We start from the raw sequence: 6,088 nt of genomic DNA, 5'->3' as shown, positions 1-6,088 counted from the left end.
TTCGAGCGCCGCGTGCGCGAATTGCGGGCCGAGGCGCACCGGCACCCGCGCGACGATCTTGTCCCGGGCGCGGCGGCGAGCGGCGACTACCTCATCCTGCCGGACGATCTGCCCGAGCGGATCGGGCACGACGGCAAGCGGCTGTTCGAGCTGTTCGCGCGCATCGGCGACGAGGGGCTCGTGCTCACCGAACGCACGCGCCACCGCCTCCGCGGCCTCGCGGCGCTCATCGACGACGAATTCCGCGAAGACGAGTCGGTCGCCGCTGCGTTCCGAGCGCTTTTGGCGAGCGATCGCGCGGCCGCGGCGCTGCGCGCGCTGCATTCGATCGGCGTGCTCGGCGCCTACGTGCCGCAGTTCGGCGCGCTGGAGGGCCTCATCCCCTACGACGTGTCGCACGCCTATCCCGCGGACGAGCATACGCTGCTTGTCATCGAATTTTTCGACCGCCTGCGCGCGGGCCTCGGGCCGGAGCGATTCGTCGACGCGGCGAAGTCGCTCGCGCGGCCGGACCTTGTGCGCCTGGTGCTGCTTTTGCACGACACCGGCAAGGCGGGCGGCCCCGGCCATCGCGAACGTGGCGCGCGGCTTGCGCCGGTCGCGTGCCTTCGCCTTTCGCTTGCGGCCGACGAAACGGACTTCGTGGTGCGCCTGGTGCGCGAGCACGAGTCCCTCGCGTACGCCGCGTACACGCGCGACGTGGACGACCCCGCCGTGGCGCGCGATCTGGCCGCGCATATCGGCGACGCGGATGCGCTCGACGCGCTGTTCGTGCTGACTTATTGCGACATGCGCGCGGTGGGGCCGGGGGTGTTCACGCCCTGGCGCGGCGGGCTTATCGCCGCGTTGTACGACCGCGTGGCCGAGGCGCTTTCCCCCGGCGCGCCGCGCGAGGCCGGGGACGATCGCGCGACGCGCGTGCGGGCGGCGCTCGCGGGCGCGTTCGATGCCGCACTCGTTGACGACTACATCGCGCGCATGCAGGCGCATCACCCGGCGTGGCTCTCGCCGGAACTCGCCGCGCGTCACCTCACGGCCCTTTCGCGCTATCGCGTCGAGAGCAAGCCCGTTGTCGATGTGCACTGGGACGACGACGCCTCCGGCGAGCTCGTTTTTTGCGCGCCGGACGCACCCGGGCTGCTCGCCGTGGTCGCGGGCGTGTGCGTCGCGGAACGATTGTCGGTGCTTTCGCTGCAAGCGGTAACGATGGAGCAAACGGGCGACGGCAGCGTCGCGCTCGACACCGCGAAGTTTCAGTGGCACGAGGCCGCCCCGCCGCGCGAATCCGTTCGCGAGCGGATCGGCGAGCGGCTCGCCGCGCACGTGGACGACGTGCTGGCCGGCCGCGCCAGGGTGCAGGACCTTGTCGCGGCGGGCGCGCGACGCGTCTTGGGAGCAAAAGCCGTCGCGCCGATCGCGACGGAGGTGCGCATCGACAATCACGCCGCACCGCGGCACACGATCGTCGAGGTCGCCACGGCCGATCGCTTCGGGTTGCTTTACCTCGTCACGCACGCGATCCACGAGTTCGGCCTGTCGATCGCGCTTGCCAAGGTCAACACGATCGCCGGCCGCGCGATCGACGCCTTCTACGTCCTTGACGCCGACGGCCAGAAGGTTGCGCGCTCCGCCGCCCCCGCGCTGCGCGAGGCGATCACCGCGGCGGTGAAATCGCCGATTTAAAAAAAAGGGGTTGCAACTTGTGCGCGCCAACGCATCGATTATCGCGCCGCCCGGTGTAATCTGCCGGCGAGCGCGGGGGAAATTCCGCGCTCTTTCGAAATCCCATCGCGTTGGAGGTCCTTAATGAAAATCCTGTTGATCGGCGCAAGCGGCATGATCGGTTCGCGCATTTTGAAGGAAGCCGCGTCGCGCGGGCATGACGTCATCGCCGCGGCGCGCCATCCGGAGAAGATCGACAACGAATCCGCCGCGCAATCCGTTGCGCTCGACGCCACCGACGCCGACGCGATCGCGAGGCTTGCCGCGGGCGTTGACGCGATCGTCTCGTCGGTCAGTCCGCGCGGCGGCGGCGATCCGGTCGAGGAAGCGACGGCCGTGGGCGACGCGGTCATCCAGGCGACCGAAGAGACGGGCGCGCGCCTTATCGTCGTTGGCGGCGGCGGCAGCCTGAAGATGCCCGACGGGCAATACGTGCTCGACACCATCCTGCCGAAGGAATACCACGGCGAAGCCCGGGGGATGCGCGAGGTGTTCTTCCGACTGCAAAAGACCGCCATCGACTGGACCTATTTCTGCCCGCCGATGGTCATCGCGCCCGGCGAACGCACCACGAACTACCGCGTCGGCACGTCCCGATTGATCCAGAAAGACAACGGCGACAGCACGATCAGCGCGGAAGACTTCGCGCACGCGCTTATCGACGAACTCGAAGACCCAAAGCACCTCCGAAGCCAGATGACGGTCGCGTATTAACGCTCCGCGAAGGTTGAAAGTCGCCGGCTGACGCCCGCGCTTCTTTGCCGAGCTGGAGTTCGGCGTTCCCAAGGCCGACGGCTGACGGCCGTCGCGCGTTTGTCAACGCTGTCCCGGGCCGTCTCAACTTTGAATTTCCCCCAACCCGTGAGACTATGAAGTCGGCGCAAGTCGTTTTCTTGCGCGTTTGAAAATGGAAGCGGCGCATCCGGGGATGCGCCGCGCTTATGAGGTCGTTTGATGAGCTTTGGATCCGATCCCGAAAATCCGCGCGGCCGCGTGATGCCGCTTTTGCCCCTGCGCGACATCATCATCTTTCCGCACATGGTCATGCCGCTTTTCGTGGGGCGCGAAAAATCCATCGCCGCGCTCGACGAGGCGATGGCCGGCAACAAGGAAATCCTGCTCGCGGCGCAGGAGGTCGCCAAGTTCGAGACGCCGCGCCCGGAGGACATCTACCCCTTCGGCACGATCGGCCAGATCGTGCAGATGCTGAAGCTCCCCGACGGCACGGTGAAGGTGCTCGTCGAGGGCCGCGCCCGCGCGCGCATCATCGACTTTCCGCCGAGCGACAGATTCTTCCTCGCGGTGTTCGAGGAAATCGCCGAGGACGACGCGGCCGACGTGGAACTGAAAGCGCTGATGCGCACGGTGCAGTCCACGTTCGAGCAATACGTCAAGCTGAACAAGCGCATCCCGCAGGATCTTCTGATGACGGTGGCGGCGATCGAAAACCCGTCGCGCCTCGCCGACACCATCGCGACGCACCTCAACATGAAGCTGCACGAGAAACAGGACGTCCTGGAGACCGTCGACGCCCTGCCGCGCCTGGAGAAGATCTACAGCCACATGCGCGGCGAGATCGAGGTGATGCAGGTCGAGCGCAAGATCAAGAACCGCGTCAAAAAGCAGGTGGAGCGCTCGCAGAAAGAGTACTACCTCAACGAGCAGATGCGAGCGATCCAGAAGGAGCTCGGCGACCGCGACGACTTCAAAAGCGACATCAAGGAGCTCGAGGAGCGCGTCGCGAAGAAGAAGATGAGCAAGGAGGCGACGGCCAAGGTCCGCGCGGAAATGAAAAAGCTTCGCCTGATGAGCCCGATGAGCGCCGAGGCGACCGTGGTGCGCAATTACATCGACGCGGTGATCGGCCTGCCGTGGTTTGACATGGCCGACGAAAACCACGACATCGACCGTGCCGAAGAAATCCTCGACGAGGACCACTACGGTCTGGAAAAGGTGAAGGAGCGCATCGTCGAATACCTCGCGGTGCATCACCTGGTCGGCAAGATGAAAGGGCCGATCCTTTGCCTGGTGGGCCCGCCGGGCGTCGGCAAGACGTCCCTTGGCAAGTCCATCGCGCGCGCCACGGGCCGGCCGTTCATCCGCCTGTCGCTCGGCGGCGTGCGCGACGAGGCGGAGATCCGCGGGCATCGCCGCACCTACATCGGCTCCATGCCCGGCAAGATCATCCAGTCGCTGCGCAAGGCCGGCGCGAACAATCCCGTCTTTCTTCTCGACGAGGTGGATAAACTGTCGAGCGACTATCGCGGCGATCCGGCGAGCGCGCTTCTGGAGGTGCTCGATCCGGAGCAGAACCACACCTTCAACGATCACTACCTCGATCTGGACTACGACCTTTCGCACATCATGTTCGTCACCACGGCGAACTACCTGGACGCGATCCCCGCGCCGCTGCGCGATCGGATGGAGATCATCCAGCTTCCCGGATATTCGGAATACGAAAAATTCGAGATCGCGCGGCGCTACCTCGTGCCCAAGCAGCTCGAGGCCAACGGACTGACGGGCCACAAGGTGGCGTTCGCGAACTCCGCGATCCTGCGCGTGCTGCGCGAATACACGCGCGAAGCCGGCGTGCGCAATCTGGAACGCGAGATGGCCGCGATCTGCCGCAAGGTGGCGCGCAACATCACGCGCAAGACGAAAAGCGCGAAGCGATCCGTTCGCGTCACCGCGCAGAACATTCCGAAATACCTCGGCGTGCCGCGCTACCGCAGCGAACAGATCGAGGAGCGCGACCTGATCGGCCTTGCGACCGGCCTTGCCTGGACGCACGCCGGCGGCGAGATCCTGCCCGTCGAAGTCGCGATCATGCCGGGCAAGGGCAAGATCGTCATCACCGGAAAACTCGGCGAGGTGATGAACGAATCCGCGCAGGCGGCCTACAGCTACATCCGCTCGCGCGCGCACGAGCTCGGCATCGACAAGGACGTGCAGGAAAAACTCGACCTGCACGTGCACATCCCCGAGGGCGCGATCCCCAAGGACGGGCCGAGCGCGGGCATCACCATCGCCACGTCCATCGCGTCGGCGCTGACGAAAATGCCGGTGCGCCGCGACCTCGCCATGACCGGCGAGATCACGCTGCGCGGGCGCGTCATGCCGATCGGCGGCCTGAAGGAAAAAATCCTCGCGGCGCAACGCGGCGGCATCAAGACAATCGTCATCCCGTCGGAGAACGAGAAGGATCTGAAGGAAATCCCCGAAAAGATCCGGCAGTCGCTCGAGATCGTCATGGTTTCGAACATGGAAGAGGTGCTGCGCCTCGCGCTTGTCGCGCCGGAGGGAAAGTCGCCGTTCGAAAAACCGCCGCCGGCCGCCGATCCCGCCAAGGCGGCTTATACGGATCAGACAGGGGAACTCATTTGAGCAAGCGGAAAGGCTGAAAGCCCGAAAAGACATCGCGGGTCCGGAACGCGGCAGGTTTTTCGTAAGGCGCTGGACATTCGACACTCCGCATCCGGCCCTCGACACTCCCCATATTGACGCCCCGCGCCGCGAAACCGTAAGTTGCGGATAACGGTGCGAAAACGCGTCCGCGCCGACATCCATATCGTGAATATCCATCGGGAGCCGTCATGAGTGCGAACGAAACGCCCGCGGGCGAGCCGATCGATCTTGCCGATGTCATCGCCGACCTTCGCGACCGCATCGCGCAGCTCGAGATGCGCCGCGACGAGCTGAACGCCGACGTCGACGCGGCGAACGCCAAGCTCGAAAAGGCGGAGTCGAAACGAGGCAAGGTGCGTCCCGAGGTTTTCGAAAAGGTCGTCGCCGAATACGCGCACGCCAAATCCGAATCCGAGGCCGCGCGTGCGAAAATCGATCGCGAGGCCGTGAGCCTTCGCGTGGACCTCGATCTCGCCGAAACCACATTGCGCGAACGCGAGGAAGCCGCGCGTCTTGCGGAAGAGGCCGCGCGCCGCGCCGAGGAAGAAGCGCGCCGTCGCGCGGAATCCGCGACGTTGCCACCCGCGGAACGGCAGGAGATCGAGCGGCGCATCGAGGAATACCGGGCCGAGTCCGGGCGCATCGAATCCGAACTCGAGGAACCGGACAAAGCGCTCGAGGAACTCGAGTTCCGCCGCGACATGGACGAGTTCGCGACGGATGACGAATACGAAAAGGCCGTCGGTCCCGTGCGCGAGACGATCGAGCGCTTGCGTGGACGGCTTGCCCAAATCGAAGGCGAATCGGCCGAGCTGCGCAAGACGCTCGAAGAAGACGCCGCGAAGGCGCAAGCCGCCGCCCGGCCTGTCGAGGCGGCGCCGGCGATCGCGGACTCGGCGGACGATCAAGCCGGCTGGTCCTGGGCCGACTCCGGCGGCGCGGCGCGGGCCGAGGGCGAGGT

4 protein-coding genes are annotated in these 6,088 nt (G+C 65.9%); all 4 read left to right on the top strand.

All coding sequences use genetic code 11. The features are described 5' to 3' along the window. Window positions 1–1,683: HD domain-containing protein (locus K8I61_07140; protein MBZ0271795.1), on the top strand; the 1,683-nt coding region annotated here is incomplete at its 5' end. A gap of 123 nt (window positions 1,684–1,806) precedes the next feature. Next, a complete protein-coding gene (locus tag K8I61_07135; GenBank protein ID MBZ0271794.1) occupies window positions 1,807–2,436 on the top strand; it encodes an NAD(P)H-binding protein in 630 nt (209 codons plus the stop codon). Between the two features lie 240 nt (window positions 2,437–2,676). Continuing rightward, complete coding sequence (lon, locus tag K8I61_07130) at window positions 2,677–5,106, top strand: endopeptidase La (GenBank protein MBZ0271793.1); 2,430 nt, start codon at window positions 2,677–2,679, stop codon at window positions 5,104–5,106. Between the two features lie 209 nt (window positions 5,107–5,315). Beyond that, a partial coding sequence (locus K8I61_07125) for a hypothetical protein (protein ID MBZ0271792.1) occupies window positions 5,316–6,088 on the top strand: 773 nt, incomplete at its 3' end.

This window comes from bacterium (assembly GCA_019912885.1).
Taxonomy (GTDB): Bacteria; Lernaellota; Lernaellaia; order JACKCT01; family JACKCT01; genus JAIOHV01.
Note: the sequence above shows the minus strand (reverse complement) of the source record. Positions and strands in the feature narration are given on the sequence as shown.